Source organism: Streptomyces alanosinicus, assembly GCF_014650595.1.
Lineage (GTDB): Bacteria > Actinomycetota > Actinomycetes > Streptomycetales > Streptomycetaceae > Streptomyces > Streptomyces alanosinicus.
The window spans coordinates 56562-74717 of sequence record NZ_BMVG01000005.1 but is presented as its reverse complement, the minus strand read 5'-3'; the positions used below and the strand labels follow the sequence as shown (position 1 = coordinate 74717).

Genomic DNA, 18156 nt, shown 5'->3' with positions numbered 1-18156 from the left:
GTCCCCCTCACCTGTGCCATGAAGCCCGGTTGATCTGCCTGGTCAGTCTGCGTTTCCGCCACCCCGTGAGGTGGTCCGCGTACACCCGGCCCTCCAGGTGGTCGTACTCGTGCTGCAGGCACCGCGCGAAGAAACCCGTGCCGTGCACGGTGACCGGTTCCCCGGTCACCGTGAGACCCTCGACCACCGCATGGTCGTAGCGCTCCGTCCCCGCCTCCAGACCCGGCAGGGACAGACAGCCCTCCGGGCCGCGGATCACCACACCGTCCGTCTCGACCAGGCGGGGGTTCACCACATGGCCGAGATGCCGCACATCGTCGTCATCCGGACAGTCGTAGACGAAAACCCGCAACGGCACCCCGATCTGATTCGCCGCCAGTCCCACGCCCTGCGCCGCGTACATGGTCGCGAACAAGTCCTCCACGAGGCCGGACACTTCGGAGCCGAAGTCGGTGACCTCCCGGCAGGGCTCGTGCAGCGTGCCGTCTCCGAGCAGGGAAAGGGGGCGGACGCGCCCGTGGGCGCCCGGGATCGTGCCGTGTCGCATAGCGGCAAGGGTACGGTTCCTTCAGCTCATACCCGTCGCGCACGAGGGCCGGGATTCGGGTGTGCGAATGGATCTCGATAGGCTGAGGACCACACCACGTTGCCGGATGGCCCCAGGCGCGGCGCGTACGCAAGGAGGATCGAGAACTGATGGCAGGCAACTCGGACCCGCTCACGCCGCGGGCCAAGCTGGCCGTGACGGCCGGCAAGGCGGTCGCCGCGGCATCGCGCGCCGCGGGACGCGGCAGCGGGTCGGTGATCGGCGGCCGGGTCGCGCTGAAACTCGACCCCGACCTGCTCGCACGGCTCGCACAGAACCTGGACGTCGTCCTGGTGTCGGCGACCAACGGCAAGACCACGACCACCCGGCTGATCGCGGAGGCGCTGCGCGCCGCGGGCCCGGTCGTCTCGAACGCGCTCGGCGCCAACATGCCGGCCGGTATCACCTCCGCGCTCGCGGGCGGCACCGAGTCGAAGTTCGGCGTCATCGAGGTCGACGAGAAGTACCTGGCCGGCGTCGCCCGGGACACCAGCCCGAAGTGCATCGCGCTGCTCAACCTCTCCCGCGACCAGCTCGACCGCGCCGCCGAGACCCGGATGCTCGCCGAGAACTGGCGCGAGGGCCTGGCCGGCTCCAAGGCCGTCATCGTCGCCAACTGCGACGACCCGCTGGTCGTCTGGGCCGCCTCCTCCTCCCCGAATGTGATCTGGGTCGCGGCCGGGCAGATGTGGAAGGACGACGCCTGGTCCTGCCCGTCCTGCGGCGGTGTGATGCAGCGCCCCGGCGACGACTGGTTCTGCGGCGAGTGCGGTTTCCGCCGGCCCCAGCCGGCCTGGGCGCTGTCCGGGGACCATGTGCTCGACCCGCACGGCTCGGCCTGGCCCATCCATCTGCAGCTGCCGGGCCGCGCCAACAAGGCGAACGCCGCCTCCTCGGCCGCCGTCGCCGCCGTCTTCGGGGTGCCGCCGCAGGTCGCCCTGGAACGGATGTACCAGGTACAGGCCGTGGCCGGACGGTACGACGTCGTCCAGTTCCTCGGCCGCGATCTGCGGCTGCTGCTGGCGAAGAACCCGGCCGGCTGGCTGGAGACCTTCTCGCTGATCGACCCGCCGCCCGCCCCGGTGATCCTGTCCGTGAACGCCCGCGGCGCCGACGGCACCGACACCTCCTGGCTGTGGGACGTCGACTACACCCGGCTGAGCGGCCACCCGATCTTCGTGCTCGGCGACCGCAAGCTGGACCTCGCCGTCCGTCTGGAGGTCGCGAACCAGCACTTCCAGGTCTGCGAGAACCTCGACCAGGCCGTGCAGATGTGCCCGCCCGGCCGGATCGAGGTCATCGCGAACTACACCGCGTTCCAGGACCTGCGCCGCCGCGTCGGCAACTGATCTTCGAAGGGCGATCACCTCATGAGCGACAACCAACTGCGGCTGGTGTGGATCTACCCGGACCTGCTCAGCACCTACGGCGACCAGGGCAACGCCCTCGTCGTGGAGCGGCGGGCCCGGCAGCGCGGCCTGGACGTGGCCCGGCTCGACGTGCGCAGCGACCAGCCGATCCCGACCTCCGGCGACATCTATCTGATCGGCGGCGGCGAGGACCGTCCGCAGCGGCTCGCCGCCGAGCGGCTGCGCCGCGACGGGCATCTGCAGCGGGCGGTGCAGAACGGCGCGATCGTGTTCTCGGTCTGCGCCGGCTACCAGATCCTCGGTCACGAGTTCATCAACGACCTCGGCCAGCGTGAGCCGGGCCTCGGCCTGCTCGACGTGGTCTCGGTGCGCGGCGAGGGCGAGCGGTGCGTCGGCGACGTACTCGGCGACATCGACCCGCAGCTCGGGCTGCCCCAGCTGACCGGCTTCGAGAACCACCAGGGCGTCACCCACCTCGGCCCGACCGCCCGCCCGTTCGCCCGGGTGAAGATCGGCCGGGGCAACGGCACCGGGGACGGCACGGAGGGCGCGTACAACGGGACCGTCTTCGGCACGTACATGCACGGCCCGGTCCTCGCCCGCAACCCGCTGATCGCCGACCTGCTGCTGAAGCTGGCGCTCGATGTCAACGCGCTGCCGCCGGTCGACGACCGCTGGTACGAGGCGCTGCGCGACGAGCGGATCACCGCTGCTCAGCAGCCCGCGTAAGTCACGCTGCAGCGTTTCTCCAGCGCGCTCCGGCAGTCTCGTAGTGGGCCCGCCTGACGGACTGTCCGCTCACATGTGCGGGCACGTCCAGCAAGCGGACGCCCGCTACGGAACGACCCCCTCACGCCGGTAGGGTGACCGGGAATCCACCGGACAACGTGGTCCGGTTACCCGGCCCACGTTGAGAAGGTATTTCGGGCTATGCGCATTGGTGTCCTCACGTCCGGCGGCGACTGCCCCGGCCTGAACGCGGTCATCCGGTCCGTCGTACACCGTGCCGTCGCCGACCACGGCGACGAGGTCATCGGTTTCCGGGACGGCTGGAAGGGTCTCCTGGAGTGCGACTATCTCAAGCTCGACCTCGATGCCGTGGGCGGCATCCTGGCGCTCGGCGGCACCATCCTCGGCTCCTCCCGGGTCCGCCCGGAGCATCTGCGGGACGGTGTCGAGCGGGCCAGGGGCCATGTCGCGGAACTCGGCCTGGACGCGATCATCCCGATCGGCGGTGAGGGCACGCTGAAGGCGGCCCGGCTGCTGTCGGACAATGGGCTGCCGATCGTGGGCGTGCCCAAGACCATCGACAACGACATCGCTGTCACGGACGTCACCTTCGGCTTCGACACGGCCGTCACCGTGGCGACGGAGGCCCTGGACCGGCTGAAGACGACCGCAGAGTCGCACCAGCGCGTGCTGATCGTGGAGGTCATGGGCCGCCACACCGGCTGGATCGCGCTGCACTCGGGCATGGCGGCCGGCGCCCACGCCATCGTCGTCCCGGAACGGCCCTTCGACATCGAGGAGCTGACGACGAAGGTCGGCGAGCGGTTCGCGGCCGGCAAGCGCTTCGCGATCGTGGTCGCGGCGGAGGGCGCCAAGCCGAAGTCCGGCACCATGGACTTCGACGAGGGCGGCAAGGACATCTACGGCCACGAGCGCTTCGCCGGCATCGCCCGGCAGCTGTCCATCGAGCTGGAGCACCGGCTCGGCAAGGAGGCGCGGCCGGTGATCCTCGGCCATGTGCAGCGGGGCGGCACACCGACGGCGTACGACCGGGTGCTCGCCACGCGGTTCGGCTGGCACGCGGTGGAGGCCGCGCACCGGGGCGAGTTCGGGATGATGACGGCGCTGCGCGGGACGGACATCGCCATGGTGCCGCTCGCCGAGGCGGTCGAGACGCTGAAGACCGTTCCGGTGGAGCGCTACGACGAGGCGGAGTGCGTCCTGTAGTTCACCCGAGAACAACCCGCCCCCGGTCACGGTCGTGACCGGGGGCGGTTCTACTCTGGGGGGCGGACAACTCGCACAACCCCCACGAAACAGGAGCCGCCGGATGGATCACAGCGGGCACGGCATGATGATGGATCTGCCGCCGTTCACGCTGGCACGGGGGCTGGAGTGGTCCACCGACCCGTTCTTCCTCGTCGCCTGCCTGCTCGGGCTCGGCCTGTACGGCTGGGGCGTGCTGCGGCTGCGGCGGCGCGGGGACACCTGGCCGGTCAGCCGTACGGTCTCGTACGTCATCGGTGTGCTGACCATCGCGCTGGTGATGTGCACCAAGCTGAACGACTACGGCATGGTGATGTTCAGCGTGCACATGGTGCAGCACATGATCATCAGCATGCTGTCGCCGATCCTGATCCTGCTCGGCGCCCCGGTCACCCTGGCGCTGCGGGCACTGCCGACGGCGGGCCGGGGGCGCAAGGGGCCGCGCGAGCTGCTGCTGGCGCTGCTGCACAGCCGCTACATGCGGATCATCACCCACCCGGCGTTCACGATCCCGCTGTTCATCGCGAGCCTGTACGCGCTGTACTTCACCCCGCTGTTCGACACCCTGATGGGCTCCAGGGCCGGGCACATCGCGATGATGGTGCACTTCCTCGCGGTCGGCGTGGTGTTCTTCTGGCCGATCATCGGTATCGATCCGGGTCCGCACCGGCCGGGGTATCTGATGCGGATGCTGGAGCTGTTCGCGGGCATGCCGTTCCACGCGTTCTTCGGTATCGCCTTGATGATGGCGTCGACGCCGATGGTGAACACCTTCCGGCACCCGCCGGCCTCGCTCGGCATCGACGCGCTCTCCGACCAGAACGCGGCCGGCGGGATCGCCTGGGCCTTCAGCGAGATCCCGTCCGTCCTGGTGCTGATCGCACTGCTCTTCCAGTGGTACGGCTCCGAGCAGCGCCAGGCCAAGCGCAAGGACCGCGCCGCCGACCGCGACGGCGACAAGGAGCTGGAGGCGTACAACGCCTACCTCGCCTCACTGAACACCCGCGAGGGTTAGAGCGCGAGGGCCAGAGGCTGCCCCTGGACCCCGCCCCTGGGCGGAGTCGTCCCCTCCGGGTGGGATCCGGGGCACCATGGTCGTGGACGGACCATGAGGAGGGTGTCGCGATGCCCGGTTCCACGAACGGTACGAACGGCTCGACGAACGGCTCCACCAAGGCGATGGGGGCGCTCACGGTCGGCGGACTCGTCGTCGTGACCGCCTATACGGTCGCGCTCGGCGGCAACGGCTGGCTGTGGTTCGGCTGGGTCGTGCTCGGCCTGCTGACCCTCGCCATGATCGTCACCCGGTCCTAGGGCCTGTCCGGCGGACCCCGACCCTAGGCCGCGGCGCGGGCGTGGCTGATTTCAGTGCCCGCATTACAGTGCCCGCATGAACAGCAGGGCCACGTCCTTCGACGATCTCGACCGCAAGATCATCACCGCGCTGATGGCGAACGCGCGGACCAGCTTCGCCGAGATCGGCGCGGACATCGGACTGTCCGCGACGGCGGTCAAGCGGCGGGTGGACCGGCTGCGGGAGACCGGGGTGATCACGGGGTTCACGGCGACGGTGCGGCCCTCGGCGCTCGGCTGGCGCACGGAGGCGTACGTCGAGGTGTACTGCGAGGGCGCGGCCCCGCCCCGGCGGCTGGCGGAGGTCGTCCGGAACCATCCCGAGATCACGGCGGCCATGACGGTCACCGGCGGCGCGGACGCGCTGCTGCATGTGCGGGCGCGGGACGTGGACCACTTCGAGGAGGTGCTGGAGCGCATCCGCACCGAGCCGTTCATCCGGAAGACGATCAGCGTGATGGTGCTCTCGCACCTCCTCCCGGAAAGCCCCGAAGCCGGCGCGACCCACGTGGCCCCCGAGTGACGCGGAGCATGCGCAGGAACAGTGCGTTTTCCCACTGAAGAACGCAGCGATGCTGCACATCTACGCAGCTATCTTTTCTTGTCGAGCGTCCCCCTCCCTTTCTACCGTTGTGCTCACCCCCTGTGACACACAGCAAAGCGGAGGAAACCCTCTGTGTCCGAAACCCGTGTACAGCGCCCTCGGCGCTTTCTCGTCTGTGAACCCAGACATTTCGCCGTGCAGTACGCGATCAATCCATGGATGCAGCCCGACCGGCCCGTCGACGTCGACCTCGCCCGGGGGCAGTGGCAGACGCTGATCCGCGCCTACCGCACCCATGGGCACACGGTCGAGTCGGTCGAGCCGGTCCCGGGCCTGCCCGACATGGTCTTCGCCGCCAACGCCGCGTTCGTGGTCGGCGGCCGGGTCTTCGGCTCGCTGTTCCACGCCCCCGAGCGGCGCCCGGAGTCGCTGCACTACGACACCTGGTTCAAGGGGGCCGGCTACGACGTGTACCGCCCCGAGGCGGTGACCGAGGGCGAGGGCGACCTGGTGTGGACGGGCCGGTACGTGCTCGCCGGCACCGGGTTCCGCACCACCCGCGAGGCGCACCGGGAGGCCCAGGAGTTCCTCGGCCATCCGGTGATCGGCCTGACCCTGGTGGATCCGTACTTCTACCACCTGGACACGGCGCTGTTCGTCCTCGACGACGACAACATCTGCTACTACCCGGAGGCGTTCTCGGCGGGCAGCCGGGAGGTGCTGCGCCGGCTGTACCCGGACGCGGTGCTCGCCACCCGCGAGGACGCGATGGCCTTCGGTCTGAACTCCGTCTGCGACGGCCGCAACGTCTTCATCGCGCCGCAGGCCGAGGCGCTGGCCGAGAACCTCGCCGGCCACGGTTATGTCCCCGTCCCCGTCGACCTGTCCGAGTTCCACAAGGCCGGCGGCGGCATCAAGTGCTGCACCCAGGAGATCCGCTGATGACCGCACCCGCACCCGTCCGTACGTCCGACGAGCTGATCAAGGCGGAGGAGCCGGTCCTCGCACACAACTACCACCCCCTGCCCGTGGTCGTCGCCCGAGCCGAGGGCACCTGGGTGGAGGACGTCGACGGCCGCCGCTATCTGGACATGCTCGCCGGGTACTCGGCCCTGAACTTCGGCCACCGGCACCCGGCGCTGATCGAGGCCGCGCACCGCCAGCTCGACCGGCTCACCCTGACCTCCCGCGCCTTCCACAACGACCGCCTCGCCGAGTTCGCCGAGCGGCTCTCGGCGCTGACCGGCCTGGACATGGTGCTGCCGATGAACACCGGCGCCGAGGCGGTGGAGAGCGGCATCAAGGTGGCCCGCAAGTGGGCGTACGACGTGAAGGGCGTGCCCGCCGACCGGGCGACGATCGTGGTCGCCGCGGAGAACTTCCACGGCCGTACGACGACGATCGTCAGCTTCTCCACGGACGAGACCGCCCGCTCGGGCTTCGGCCCCTTCACGCCCGGCTTCCGCGTCGTGCCGTACGACGACCTGGCCGCGCTGGAGGAGGCCGTCGACGAGACCACGGCGGCCGTGCTGATCGAGCCCGTCCAGGGCGAGGCCGGCGTGATCATCCCGAAGGACGGCTATCTCGCCGGGGTGCGGGAGCTGACCCGCCGCAAGGGCTGTCTGTTCATCGCCGACGAGATCCAGTCGGGCCTCGGCCGCACCGGCCGCACCCTCGCCGTCGAGCACGAGGCCGTCGTACCGGACGTGCTGCTGCTCGGCAAGGCGCTCGGCGGCGGCATCGTCCCGGTGTCGGCCGTCGTGGCGCGGCGCGAGGTGCTCGGGGTGCTGCACCCGGGCGAGCACGGCTCGACGTTCGGCGGCAATCCGCTCGCCGCGGCCGTCGGCACGGCCGTGGTGGAGCTGCTGGAGACCGGCGCGTTCCAGCAGCGGGCCGCCGAGCTGGGCGTGATCCTGCGCGACGGGCTGCAGGAGCTGGTCGGCAAGGGCGTCCTCGGTTTCCGGGCGCGCGGCCTGTGGGCGGGCGTCGACATCGACCCGGCGATCGGCTCCGGCCGTGAGATCAGTGAGCGGCTGATGCGGGAGGGGATCCTGGTGAAGGACACCCACGGGTCCACGATCCGGCTGGCACCCCCGCTGACCGTCACGGCCGAGGAACTGCGCTCCGCGCTGGTGGCGCTGGAACGGGTGCTGGGGTCCTGACCTCGGTGAAGCTGCCGGACCGACGACGGCGGGCGGGGAGCGGCGGGCGGCCGCTCCCCGCCCGTTCGTACGGCCCCAGCCGATGGCCGAAGGGTGACGATTCAGCCAAGAGAGGGTAGACCACTCTCAGCTATAGAGAGGTCGACCGTGGGCACTCACGAGAAGCAGGACGTTGCCCGGCAGCGGTTCGACGTGGCGGACGCCGCGCCCCTGCTGCTCGACGCACAGGGCACGGTGACGGGCTGGACGCCCGACGCACAGCGGCTGCTGGCGTACCCGGCCGCCGCGGTGGTGGGCACCGGGGCGGCCCGCCTGCTGTCCGCCGAGGACGCCGCCCGGGTACCCGAGCTGGCCCGGCGGTGCCTTCGGGACGGCGGCTGGGCGGGGCTGCTGACCGCGCGGCGGGGGGACGGGCGGCTCGTCCGGTTGATGGTGCGGATCACTCCTGCGGTGGAACCCGCCGGGGCACCACAGTGGCTGGTTCTGCTCTCCGAGACGTCCGGGGCGCGCGGCTGGGACATGAGCCGTGCGGTGCTGGAGCAGATGGTGACCGACTCCCCCGTCGGCATAGCGATCGTGGACACCGATCTGCGGTGCGTATGGTCGAACGAGGCCCTGGAGCGGTACGGCGGCGGCTCCCCGGAGGAGCGGCTCGGGCGTCGGCTGGCGGAGATCCAGCCCGGCATCGACTCCGCGGACATCGAGCATCAGATGCGGCGCGTGCTGGAGACCGGCCGGCCGGTGGTCGGGTACGAGCATGTGGGCCAGATCCGGTCCGCGCCGCACCGGGAGACGGCGCACATGATGTCGTTCACCCGCCTCGACGACGCCCAGGGGCACGCGATGGGCGTGTACTACACCGTCGTCGATGTCACCGAGCGGCACCGCGCCCGGCAGCGGCTGGCCCTGCTCGACCGGGCCGGGGAGCAGATCGGGCGCACCCTGGACATCCGGCGGACCGCGCAGGAACTGGCCGATGTGGCCGTGACGGGTTTCGCGGACTTCGTCGGCGTGGACCTGCTGGAGTCCGTGCTGCGCGGCGCCGAGCCGGAGCCGCCGGACGACACCGATCATGTGCCGCTGCGGCGGGCGGGGCACCAGTCGGTGAATCCCGGGGTCCCGGAGGCCGTCGTCGCCATCGGCGAGGTGGTCACCTATCTGGCCGGATCGCCCCCGATCCGCTGTCTGACCACGGGCCGGTCCTGGCGCGAGGAGCGGCTCGACCCGCCGGCCGAGGAGTGGGCCGCGGGCATCCCGGACGGCCGCGCGGAAACCTTTCTGGAGCTGGGGCTGCGGAGCGTGATGATCGTGCCCATCCGGGCGCGGGGCGTCACGATGGGCGTCACCTCCTTCTTCCGGCGCGGCCGGCAGGAGCCGTTCGACGAGGACGACCTGAGTCTCGCCGAGGACCTGGTGTCGCGGGCGGCGGTCTGCGTGGACAACGCCCGTCGCTACACCCGCGAGCGGGACGCGGCCCTGGTCCTGCAGCGCAGCCTGCTGCCGCACCGGCTGCCCGAGCAGGACGCGGTGGAGGTGGCCGCCTGCTACCGGCCGGCCGACGAGCTGACCGGCCTCGGCGGCGACTGGTACGACCTCATCCCGCTGTCCGGGGCGCGGGTGGCCCTGGTCGTGGGCGAGGTGCCGGGGCACGGGATCGACGCCGCCGCGGCCATGGGGCGGCTGCGCACCGCCGTACGCACCCTCGCGGCGCTCGATCTGCCGCCCGAGGAGATCCTCGCGCACCTCGACGACCTGGTGGCGCGGATGTCCGACGAGGAGGGCGCGCCCGAGGTCCCGGAGGCCGCCGACGCCCGGGCGCTGGGCGCCGGGTGTGTGTATGTCGTCTACGACCCGGTCGACGGGCGGTGCACGATGGCCGCCGCGGGGCATCCCGCGCCCGCCGTGGTCCTGCCCGACGGCGTGGTCGGCTTCGTCGACCTGCCACAGGGGCCGCCGCTCGGGGCGGGCGGTCCGCCCTTCGAGGCGGTCGAGCTGGTCCTGGCCGAGGGCAGCACGCTCGCCCTGCACACCGACGGGCTGCTGGCCCACGGGCAGGACGGGACCGCAGAGGCGGACCGCGACCGGCTGCGCCGCGCGCTGGAGCGGCCCGCTCCCTCCCTCGACCTGCGCTGCCGGTCCGTGATCGACACCCTGGTCCCGGCCCGCCCGCACGACGACGTGGCCCTGCTGATGGCCCGGACCCGGCTGCTCGGCGAGGGCCGGGTCGCCGACTGGGATCTGGCCGCCGACCCGGCCGTGGTCGCCGACGCCCGCAAGGAGGCCACCCGCCAGCTGGCCGAGTGGGGCCTCGCGGAGCTGGCGTTCACCACCGAACTGGTCGTGAGCGAGCTGGTCACCAACGCCATCCGGCACGCGGAGGCCCCCATCCGGCTCCGGCTGATCAGGGACCGGGCGCTGATCTGCGAGGTCTCCGACGGCGGCGCCACCGCGCCGCATCTGCGCCATCCGCGCGCCATGGACGAGGGCGGCCGCGGACTGCTGCTGGTCTCCCAGTTCGCCCAGCGATGGGGCACCCGCTTCGTGCCCGAAGGAAAGGTCATCTGGGCCGAGCAGTCTCTGGACGACCCGCCTGACTGACCTTCGCGGCCCGCGCATACGTCGCGTGACGTGGGAAAATGGCATGACTCCGGTGGATGGGCACGACTCCGGTGGATAGGCGGTAGCCATGAACGACACGGCCGTCGACTACGCGCGGGTGTTCCAGGCGCTGCCGGGCATGGTGGCGCTGCTGACGCCCGAGTTGACCTACGTGGACGCCAACGCGGAGTTCCTGCGGGTGGCCGGGCGCACCCGCGAGCAGGTGGTGGGGCGCTATCTCTTCGACGTCTTCCCGGACAACCCGAACGACTCGGGCGCCTCGGGCATGCGGAATCTGGCCGCCTCGCTGGCGCGGGTCGTGGCCACCGGCGAGCGCGATGCCATGGCCCTGCAGCGGTACGACGTGGAGGATCCCGAGCGGCCCGGGGAGTGGGCGGAGCGCTACTGGAGCCCGGTCAACGCGCCCGTGTGCGATGCGGACGGGAAGGTGGTCCTGCTGGTGCACCGGGTGGAGGAGGTCACCGAACTGATCCGGGCCCGCGGCGGCCCCGCCGGTGGCCGGGCCCGCGTCCTGGAGGCCGAGCTGTACACACGCGCCCGCGAACTGCAGGAACTCAACGAACGGCTGCGCCAGGCCCACGCCCGCGAGCGCGAGGTGGCCCTCGCCCTGCAGAAGGCGATGCTGCCCGCCCGCCGGCAGGTCGGCGACCATCACGCGGCGGTACGCTACCGGCCCGCGGTCGGCGCGCTGAACGTGTGCGGGGACTGGTACGACGTCGTCGACCTGGTGGGCGGCCACCGCATCGGCGTGGCCGTGGGGGACGTGGTCGGGCACGGTCTGGAGGCGGCCTGCGTCATGGGCCAGCTGCGCAGTGCGCTGAGCGCCGCCTGCCGGGTGGCCTCGGGACCGGCCGAGGCGCTGAACGTGCTGGGGCGGTACGCGCATGTCGTCGACGGCGCGGAATCCGCCACCGCCGTCACGACCTTCATCGACTTCGACGACCGCACGATCGCCTACAGCAGCGCCGGTCATCCGCCGCCCGTCCTCGTTCACCCCGACGGCCGTGTGGAGTTCCTCGACCGGGCCACCGACCCGCCGCTCGACGCCCGCCCCGACCCGGTACCGCGGCCCGAGGCCCGTACGGCCTACACCGATGGCGCCACCCTCGTCCTCTACACCGACGGTCTGGTCGAGCGCCGCGGCGAGGACATCGACACCGGGCTGGCCCGCCTCGCCTCGTCCCTGGACCGGCATCGCGACGACGACCCCGACAGGCTCGCGGACGCCGTCCTGCTGGAACTGCTGCCTCCCGGGGGTGCGACCGACGACACGGCGCTGGTCGTCGTGCGGCTGTGAGCCGCGGTGGGGCGGCGGCCGGAGCCGGGGGCACGGGCCGCCGCCCCGTCCCGCGTCAGTTCGCGCCGAGGAGCTTCTTCATCTCCTTGATCTCGGCGTTCTGCGCGGTGACGATGGCGTCGGCCAGAGTCTTGGCAGGGCCGTAGGAGCCCTTGCTCTTCTCGGTGCCGGCCATCTCGACGGCGCCCTGGTGGTGCTCGACCATCATGGACAGGAACTTCGTGTCGAAGTCCGTGCCCTTGGCCTTCTTCAGCGCGGTCATGTCGGCGTCGGTCATCATCCCGGGCATGCCAGGCATGCCGGAGTGGCCGGAGTGGTCCATGCCGGCCATGGGCACCTGCTCGCCCCAGGACGTGAGCCAGCCGGTCATGGTGCGGATCTCGGGGTCCTGGGCCTTCTCGATGCGGGTGGCGAGGTCCTTCACCCGCGCCGAGGAGGCCCGGCCGGCGGCGAGGCGCGCCATCTCCAGGGCCTGCTGGTGGTGCGGGATCATGCCCTGCGCGAAGGCGACGTCCTGGGCGTTGTGGGTGCGGGCGGCCGACGCGCTCGCGGAGGCGGAGGCGCCGTGCGCGGCATGGTCGCCGCCGTCACCGCTGCCGCCGCAGGCGGCGAGGGCGAGGGCGGCGGTCACGGCGACCGCGGCCAGGGCGGCACGGCGCGTGCGGGTACGGCGCGTCGAGGTACGGATGGTCATGCGGGGACTCCTGTGGTTCTCAGGGGATGTGGGGCATGCCTGAGCGCGACCGCGGGCTCCGCCGTGAAGGGGCGGGCGGTGCGGCCGGCGGGGCCTCCTAGATCCGCAGGAGTTGGAGTTCGGCCAGCGAGGGCGGGGCGCGTGCGCCGTCCGGGCCGGTGGCCACCCGGGAGCGCGGACAGGGGTCCTGCGCAGGTACGGCCACGGGGCCGGGGACCAGAGCCGGCAGCTGCGGGCCGCCGTTCACCGCGCCCGAGGCGCAGGTGGGGTCGGCGTGATGCAGCCGGCCGCCGCAGTGACCGCCGACGTCCGGACAGTCGTCCGGTCCGGCGGCGGCGACAGAGGCGACGCCGGGCATCGCGGTGTGCTGCGCCGGACTGCCGTGCTCCGCATGCCCCGTGCCACCGCCGGGCCCGAGCGCATGCATGCCCAGCAGCCCCAGCAGCAGCGCCAGCACGAGCACCCCGCGCTGCCGCCGCCGGGGCGGGCTGCTCGGGGAGCGCGGTCCGGTGCGGTACATCCATCTCATCGTACGGGCGTACCGGCCACCGACCCCGCACGGCTCGCCCCGCCGTTCCCCCGACCGGGGTAAACGGCTCTCCGTGGCCCCCCTGTTCCCAGTCCCGGCTCCCGCCCCGGCTCGGCCCCGGCGGCCCGGGGCGAGCGCCCAACGCGCCTTCCTTGCCCGGCCGTTACCGGCCATGACAGCGCGGGGTTCGACAGAAACGGCATGAGCATGGCCTGTTCCGGTTACAGATGACGACAGGCACACACCGGCGTGGCCTGGACGATGTGAGGGGCGAGCCGTGTTCTATTACCTGCTCAAGTACGTGCTGCTGGGCCCCCTCCTGAGACTGGTCTTCCGGCCCCGGATCGAGGGGCTGGAGAACGTGCCGGCATCCGGACCCGCGATCGTCGCCGGCAACCATCTGTCGTTCTCCGACCACTTCCTGATGCCGGCCATCCTCAGACGGCGGATCACGTTCCTCGCGAAGGCCGAGTACTTCACCGGCCCGGGGCTGAAGGGCCGGTCCACCGCGTTCTTCTTCCGCAGTGCCGGACAGATCCCGGTGGACCGCTCGGGCAAGGACGCGGGGCAGGCCGCCATCCGGGAGGGCCTCAGGGTTCTGCACAGGGGCGAGCTGCTCGGTATCTATCCGGAGGGCACCCGTTCGCACGACGGCAGGCTCTACAAGGGCAAGGTCGGCGTCGCAGTGATGGCGCTGAAGGCCGGGGTGCCGGTCGTGCCGTGCGCGATGATCGGCACGTTCGAGGCCCAGCCGCCCGGGAAGGTCGTCCCGAACATCCACCCCGTCACCATCCGCTTCGGCAAGCCCCTGGACTTCTCCCGCTACGCGGGCATGGAGGAGCAGAAGGCGATCCTGCGGGCCGTCACCGACGAGATCATGTACGCGATCCTGGCCCTGTCCGAGCAGGAGTACGTCGACGAGTACGCGGCCGTCGTCAAGGAACGCCAGACCGCGCAGAAGGGCGCGAAACAGCGCAGGTTCCCGCGGGCACCACTCGGCTGACCACGGGCACCGCGCGGCATGAGCGAGGGGCGGCCGGAGAGTCCGGCCGCCCCTCGTCACCGCATGGGCCCGGTCAGGGCTTGGGCGTGGCGTGCGGTCCGCAGGTCACGTCCGCACCGTCCAGCTTGCCGTCGAGCAGATAGGCGTCGACGCGCTGGTTGATGCAGGGGTTGACCAGACCGGTCACACCGTGGGATCCCGCGTCCTTCTCGGTGATCAGACGGGAGCCCTGGAAACGCTTGTGCAGTTCGACGGCGCCCTCGTACGGGGTGGCGGCGTCCCGGGTGGACTGCACGATCAGCACCTGCGGCAGACCCTCGTGGGTCGTGACGTGGACCGGGGTGTGCTGCTTGGCCGGCCAGGTGGCGCAGGGCAGGTTCATCCAGGCGTTGGCCCAGGTCATGAACGGGTACTTCTGGTTGAGGCGGGTGTTGTCCCGGTCCCACTTCTGCCAGCTGGTGGGCCACTTGGCGTCGGCGCACTCGACGGCCGTGTACACCGCGTTGCCGTTCTCCGCGGTGATGTTGCCCGCGGTGTTCGACATGTCGGGGGCGGCCGCGTCGACCAGTGCCTTGGTGTCACCGGCGACGTACTTGCTGAACACCGTGGCGATGGGCACCCACGAGGAGTCGTAGTACGGCGCGCTCTGGAAGTAGGAGGTCAGCTCGGCCGGGCCGACGGTCCCGCCGATGGGGTTCTTCTTGGCGGTGGCGCGCAGCTGGAGCCACTTGGCCTGGACCGCGTCGCGGGTGGTGCCGAGGTGGAAGGCGGCGTCGTTCGCGGCGACCCAGTCCTCCCAGTCCTTCCAGCGTCCCTCGAAGGCGATGTCCTGGTTGAGGTTGGCCTGGTACCAGATGTTCTCGCGCGCGGGGTTGACCACGCTGTCGACGATCATCCGGCGCAGATGGCCCGGGAACAGGGTGCCGTAGACGGCGCCGAGGTAGGTTCCGTAGGAGACGCCGAGGTAGTTCAGCTTCCGCTCGCCCAGGGCCGCGCGGATGACGTCCAGGTCACGGGCGGTGTTGGGCGTGGTCATGTACGGCAGCATCGCGCCGCTGCGCTCGGCACAGCCCTCGGCGTACTCGCGGGCCAGCTTGCGCTGGGCGGTCTTGTCCGCCGTGGTGTCCGGCACCGGGTCCATCTTCGGCGCCTTGACGAACTCCTGCGGGTCGACGCAGGAGATGGGGGCGGAGTGGCCGACGCCGCGCGGGTCGAAGCCGACGAAGTCGTAGGCCTTGGCGACGTTCGCCCAGACGGGGTTCTTGTTGACGACCCGGGTCGGGAAACGCATCCCGGAACCGCCGGGGCCGCCCGGGTTGTAGACGAGGGAGCCCTGACGCTCCTGTGCGGTGCCCGTGTTGCCGATGCGGTCGACGGCGAGCTTGATCTGCTTGCCGTACGGGTGGGCGTAGTCGACGGGCACGCTGACCCAGCCGCACTGGATGGGCTTGGCCAGCCCCCAGTCGGCCGGGCAGTCCTGCCAGTCGATGCCGGCCTTGGCGGCGCGGGCGGCGGCGATCGCGGCCCCCTTCGCCTCCCGGTCCGGGCCGGGCCGGCCGGCGGCGCTGGCCGCGGGTGCCGAGACGGCACCGGCGACGAGCGTGGCGGTGACGAGCGCTCCGGCCGAACCGAGCGCCAACAGGCGGCTCTTCGGTCTGTTCTCCCTCAAGTGGGCCCCTCCCCCTACATCAGGATCGCTGCGAGTGGTCAGGCGGGGATCCTCTCGGCTGTGAACCACCTGAGAACAGGGGTAGCCACCCATCTTTACCAATCCGATAACCGGATGATCATGTCCCGTTGAACGGGGCGATCGCTTCGTCCAGGAGCCTGCGCAGCCGCAGGGCGTCCGGGGCGACCGCGCTGACCAGAACGGCGGGGCCGGCCAGCGGTATCAGTGCGGCGCACTCCCCCAGCGGCCGCGCCTCGACCGGATGTTCCGCGAACTCGGGCCGCACCACGACGAGTTGGCCCACCGCACGATGTCCTGCCAGTACCGCCGGGCCGTCCCAGCCGCCCGGTGCGCCGGGGCCGGAGGCCAGCTCCTGGTCCAGCACCGTCCGGCCCGCGACCCGCACGGTCAGCCGGCTGGTGAGCCGCCCGGGTTCCTCTCCGGCCCGCCCGAGCACCTGCTCCTCGCGCAGCACGAGCCGGGCGCCGGCGGCCAGTTCGGCTCGCGTGGTGACCTTCAGGTCACTGCCCCGGGCCGAGATCAACTGCTCGGGCAGCCAGTGCAGTTCGGCGCCGTCGGCCACGTCGAGCCGTACGTCGTAGCGGGCCTCGTCCTTGGTCTGGCCCGGCAGTGCGAGGGTGGCGGCGGCCGAGCCGATGTGCAGCCGGGCGCCCTCGGCCACGCTCGCCGTGAGCGAGAAGCGGTCGCCGCCGAGCGGGCCGCTCATCGCGCCGACCAGCATGACCTTCGCCCGGGCGCCGTCGGCCCGGGTGCGGCGCAGGGCCAGCGGGCCGTCGGAGTCCAGCACGGGCAGCGCGGTGCCGCCCCGGCCGTCGGCGCGGGCGACGATCCGGGCGTCCGCCCGGACCCCCGTGGCGGTCACGCCGTCCATGCGGCGAGCCGCTCGCGCACCCAGCGGGCCACCTCGGCGACGCCCCCGTCGGCGCGCAACGACTGGAAGACCACCGGGAGTTCGGCCCGCTGGGCCTTGGCGTCCGCGGCCATCCGGGCGAGGTCGGAGCCGACGTACGGCGCGAGGTCGGTCTTGTTGACGACGAGCAGGTCGGCCGTGGTGACGCCGGGCCCGCCCTTGCGCGGGATGTCGTCGCCGCCGGCCACGTCGATCACGAAGATCTGTGCGTCCACAAGGCCCTTGGAGAAGGTCGCGGTGAGGTTGTCGCCGCCGGACTCGACGAGGATCAGATCCAGGGGACCGACCGCCTCCTCCAGGTCCTCGACGGCTTCGAGGTTGGCGGAGATGTCGTCGCGGATCGCGGTGTGCGGGCAGGCGCCCGTCTCGACGGCGGTGATGCGCTCGGGCGGCAGCACGGCCTCCCGGAGCAGGAACTCGGCGTCCTCACGGGTGTAGATGTCGTTGGTGACGACGGCGAGCGACAGCTCGTCGCGCAGGGCCCGGCAGAGCGCGGCGACGGTCGCGGTCTTCCCGGAGCCGACGGGCCCGCCGAGGCCGATGCGCAGGGCGCGGCGGGTTCCGTCGGGCCGGTGCGCGTCGGCGCTGACGGCGGCGGGGCCGGAGTGGGTGTGGTCGAGGTGCATGGACGGCTCCTGGAGGCCGGGTTACGTGTACGAGGGAGGTTGCGCCGGGACGGCCGTTCAGCCGGGCGCATCGGGTGGGTGACGGGTGGGTGGGCGCATCGTTATGACGCGAACAGGCGTACCGGCCATGCCGCGTGCCACTGCGCACCGACCTCCAGCAGGGGCCCGGAAGCGGCGGGCAGCGCGTCGGTCCCCTCGGCGGCAGCCCTGCGCGCCGCCTCGACGGCCCGGTCCGCGACGCGATCCAGCTCCGGCGCCAGCCGCGCCAGTGCACCGGTCGCGTCGAAGGGGTCCAGGCTCAGCAGTCGTACCGTGGCCGTCGCCGGCCCGCTCACGCTCTCGTACGCCGCGCAGTACGCCGCGTCGTCCGGGCCCAGTCCGGCCGCCCGCGCGGCCAGCCCGAGCACGACCGGCTGATGGGCGCCCTTGGGGAACTCCCGTGCCAGCGCGTCGAGTTCGGGGGACGGCCAGCCGGCCCGCGCCGCCCGCAGCAGCTGTCGGCCGAGACGGCGCGCGGCGGCCCGCAGCGCGGGCGAGGGTGTTCGGGCGTCCGCCGCCGCGTCCAGTTCCGCCGGGTCCACGCCGAGTACGGCGGCGGCCGCCAGCGCTCCCGCGACCAGCCCGGCGGTGTGCAGCCGGCCCCGGCAGAAGTCCTCCAGGCTCGCCGCAGAAGTGATGCGTCCCGCCTTGACGGCGGCCTCCGCCCCGCCGGAGTGCGCATGCCCTCCGGCGGGGAAGCGGCCGTCGGCCAGGACGAGAAGTGCTGCCCGTGCCATCA

At 72.0% G+C, this 18156-nt stretch carries 18 protein-coding genes; 11 read left to right on the top strand and 7 right to left on the bottom strand.

All coding sequences use genetic code 11. The annotated features are described in order from the left end of the window. Positions 1 to 7: 7 nt before the first annotated feature. A complete protein-coding gene (gene def / locus IE277_RS13415; protein WP_189951962.1) occupies positions 8 to 547 on the bottom strand; it encodes a peptide deformylase in 540 nt (179 codons plus the stop codon). 149 nt (positions 548 to 696) lie between these two features. On the opposite strand from def, the gene IE277_RS13410 reads away from it, so the two are divergent. The 10 genes from IE277_RS13410 (at position 697) to IE277_RS13365 (ending at position 11926) form a co-directional block, all read left to right on the top strand. Beyond that, positions 697 to 1935 carry a MurT ligase domain-containing protein gene (locus IE277_RS13410; RefSeq protein ID WP_189951960.1) on the top strand — a complete coding sequence of 413 codons (1239 nt, stop codon included), beginning with the start codon at positions 697 to 699 and terminating at the stop codon, positions 1933 to 1935. 21 nt (positions 1936 to 1956) lie between these two features. Beyond that, positions 1957 to 2685 carry a type 1 glutamine amidotransferase gene (locus IE277_RS13405; RefSeq protein ID WP_189951958.1) on the top strand — a complete coding sequence of 243 codons (729 nt, stop codon included), beginning with the start codon at positions 1957 to 1959 and terminating at the stop codon, positions 2683 to 2685. A gap of 201 nt (positions 2686 to 2886) precedes the next feature. Then, a complete protein-coding gene (locus IE277_RS13400; RefSeq protein ID WP_189951956.1) occupies positions 2887 to 3912 on the top strand; it encodes a 6-phosphofructokinase in 1026 nt (341 codons plus the stop codon). A 103-nt stretch (positions 3913 to 4015) separates the two neighbouring features. Continuing rightward, positions 4016 to 4966 (top strand): cytochrome c oxidase assembly protein, encoded by a 951-nt coding sequence (locus IE277_RS13395; protein WP_189951955.1) that lies wholly within the window; start codon positions 4016 to 4018, stop codon positions 4964 to 4966. A gap of 110 nt (positions 4967 to 5076) precedes the next feature. After that, entirely contained in the window at positions 5077 to 5265 is a 189-nt protein-coding gene (locus IE277_RS13390; RefSeq protein ID WP_189951953.1) for a hypothetical protein, read from the top strand. Between the two features lie 76 nt (positions 5266 to 5341). Beyond that, a complete protein-coding gene (locus IE277_RS13385) occupies positions 5342 to 5827 on the top strand; it encodes an Lrp/AsnC family transcriptional regulator (RefSeq protein ID WP_189951950.1) in 486 nt (161 codons plus the stop codon). Between the two features lie 153 nt (positions 5828 to 5980). Continuing rightward, positions 5981 to 6790, top strand: coding sequence for a dimethylargininase (gene ddaH, locus IE277_RS13380; protein WP_189951949.1), 810 nt, complete (start codon positions 5981 to 5983; stop codon positions 6788 to 6790). Further along, positions 6790 to 8010 carry an ornithine--oxo-acid transaminase gene (rocD, locus tag IE277_RS13375; protein WP_189951946.1) on the top strand — a complete coding sequence of 407 codons (1221 nt, stop codon included), beginning with the start codon at positions 6790 to 6792 and terminating at the stop codon, positions 8008 to 8010. Before ddaH ends, rocD begins: the two co-directional genes overlap by 1 nt. A gap of 147 nt (positions 8011 to 8157) precedes the next feature. After that, a complete protein-coding gene (locus tag IE277_RS13370; RefSeq protein WP_189951944.1) occupies positions 8158 to 10608 on the top strand; it encodes a SpoIIE family protein phosphatase in 2451 nt (816 codons plus the stop codon). 88 nt (positions 10609 to 10696) lie between these two features. Then, the gene (locus IE277_RS13365; RefSeq protein WP_189951942.1) at positions 10697 to 11926 is read left to right on the top strand and encodes a PP2C family protein-serine/threonine phosphatase; all 1230 of its coding nucleotides are present in this window, start codon (positions 10697 to 10699) and stop codon (positions 11924 to 11926) included. A 55-nt stretch (positions 11927 to 11981) separates the two neighbouring features. Here IE277_RS13365 and IE277_RS13360 read toward each other — a convergent pair whose 3' ends face one another. Both IE277_RS13360 and IE277_RS13355 read right to left on the bottom strand, forming a co-directional pair. Then, positions 11982 to 12620: a DUF305 domain-containing protein gene (locus IE277_RS13360; RefSeq protein ID WP_189951940.1), complete on the bottom strand. Its 639-nt coding sequence runs from the start codon at positions 12618 to 12620 to the stop codon at positions 11982 to 11984. Positions 12621 to 12717: 97 nt separating this feature from the next. Then, a complete protein-coding gene (locus IE277_RS13355) occupies positions 12718 to 13140 on the bottom strand; it encodes a DUF6153 family protein (protein ID WP_229881349.1) in 423 nt (140 codons plus the stop codon). A 286-nt stretch (positions 13141 to 13426) separates the two neighbouring features. On the opposite strand from IE277_RS13355, the gene IE277_RS13350 reads away from it, so the two are divergent. Next, the gene (locus tag IE277_RS13350) at positions 13427 to 14152 is read left to right on the top strand and encodes a lysophospholipid acyltransferase family protein (RefSeq protein ID WP_189951938.1); all 726 of its coding nucleotides are present in this window, start codon (positions 13427 to 13429) and stop codon (positions 14150 to 14152) included. 73 nt (positions 14153 to 14225) lie between these two features. Here IE277_RS13350 and IE277_RS13345 read toward each other — a convergent pair whose 3' ends face one another. The 4 genes from IE277_RS13345 to IE277_RS13330 form a co-directional block, all read right to left on the bottom strand. Continuing rightward, positions 14226 to 15821: an alpha/beta hydrolase gene (locus IE277_RS13345; RefSeq protein WP_229881334.1), complete on the bottom strand. Its 1596-nt coding sequence runs from the start codon at positions 15819 to 15821 to the stop codon at positions 14226 to 14228. Between the two features lie 118 nt (positions 15822 to 15939). Beyond that, complete coding sequence (locus IE277_RS13340; protein WP_189951934.1) at positions 15940 to 16713, bottom strand: urease accessory protein UreD; 774 nt, start codon at positions 16711 to 16713, stop codon at positions 15940 to 15942. Next, positions 16701 to 17378 (bottom strand): urease accessory protein UreG, encoded by a 678-nt coding sequence (gene ureG, locus IE277_RS13335; protein WP_189951932.1) that lies wholly within the window; start codon positions 17376 to 17378, stop codon positions 16701 to 16703. The genes IE277_RS13340 and ureG overlap by 13 nt, the downstream gene beginning before the upstream one ends. A 101-nt stretch (positions 17379 to 17479) precedes the next feature. Beyond that, positions 17480 to 18154: an urease accessory protein UreF gene (locus IE277_RS13330; protein WP_189951930.1), complete on the bottom strand. Its 675-nt coding sequence runs from the start codon at positions 18152 to 18154 to the stop codon at positions 17480 to 17482. Positions 18155 to 18156 lie beyond the last annotated feature (2 nt).